At 45.1% G+C, this 1,357-nt stretch carries 1 protein-coding gene; it reads right to left on the bottom strand.

Going from position 1 to position 1,357, the window contains the following annotated elements; all coding sequences use genetic code 11:
• A partial coding sequence (locus B7L71_RS17165) for a hypothetical protein (protein WP_139790136.1) occupies positions 1 to 1,109 on the bottom strand: 1,109 nt, incomplete at its 3' end.
• Between the last annotated feature and the right edge of the window lie 248 nt (positions 1,110 to 1,357).

The raw sequence follows: 1,357 nt of genomic DNA, 5'->3' as shown, positions 1-1,357 counted from the left end.
GCTCTACTTTTGAAACCCTCTAAAAATGGGGGGATTACCATGCCTAAACGACGAGCAGTCGCCACTATAACGTCATGTTGTGGCTGTTCAGGCCCGGAACAACCTTCTTTCAATTCATTCCAGGAGGAAGTTAGCAGACGACAAGTATCGATATGAACACTGGTAAGTAACCAGTTTGCATCCTCCACATCGTAGCGCTTAAGCAGTTCTTCAACGCCACCTTCTAGATAACGTGTGCTTGGCAGCATTGATAGCGCCAGGTCAAAAACCATTTTGATTTCGTTGTATCTCTCTTGATATTTTTTAGCCTCGCGATAAGGATCATGCTCTCGTTTTGATTCATCCTTAGTATCGTCTGACACGGTACTATCAGAACCCTTGTTGGCATTGTACTCCTTCAACAATGCTTCGATTTGCAAGCTGCATACCCCTGCAGTCATCACTGCATCCACTATTCCACCGACTAACTCCGTTCTTTTTATTTCACCTTTTGTTGATTCCGTTACCTCGGGTTTGGTGCTTGAAGGCGGCGACACAATTGTAATGGGCGTTCTTGTGTGTTTTCCAAATGAGGGGTGGGCTAAATCAAGCAGATAAATAGAGGTTTTGCGTTTTTTAGCTTGGTGTGAGTATCGCCCTGGCTCATGGTGAGCAACGATACCTAAATCAACCAATTTCTTCAGTTGCCTATCTATGCGGGAGCGTGACATCCCAGTGAGGTGACGTATTGTTGATATTCCAAGGCTGGTTATTACACCTGGCGTATCAGCATGAGCTAGCAACACCATTAATAGCCACCGGTTAGGCAAGGTCAACCTTGAACGGCGGCGACGTCCATCTCTTACCAGATCCTTATTTTTATTTTCAGCAGATAGTAGGGTCGTTTTGGTAAGTGTGGCTATTTCTTCTACGTGGTGCGTAGAAGACAACGGATACTTCTGTAGTTCTTTCACAAACTTTGCTGATAAACGATAACGTACCGCTGGCCGACCTGGTCCTTTAATAGGTAGCCGCTCAATCTCAATAAACTGGTTTTGCCTTTCTCCGTGTTTTTTTATGAGACAACCCCAGGCTCGACGGCCTTGCGCATACGTCATGCCTAGGCTCATGAAGAGATCCTTCAAAGTGCCATCAAAGCTCTGGTCAGCGCCTATCACAGACGCCCACTGCATCAGTAGCCATCGTTCTTCGGGCGTTAGGCGAGCGTTCTTGTAGGTCAGAATGGATGTGTGCATAGCATGCAGCTTACGGCATTCTACAAAAAATAAAAATCCGATTTCACGGACTTTTAACAATTCACTTTTTTACGTTGTTCTATTACATTGTAATTAACCATTGAAGCCGTACATTGCATGTG

Origin of the sequence: Halomonas sp. BC2 (assembly GCF_002078115.1) — a bacterium.
GTDB lineage: Bacteria > Pseudomonadota > Gammaproteobacteria > Pseudomonadales > Halomonadaceae > Vreelandella > Vreelandella stevensii.
This window is presented reverse-complemented; position numbering and strand designations above follow the sequence as displayed.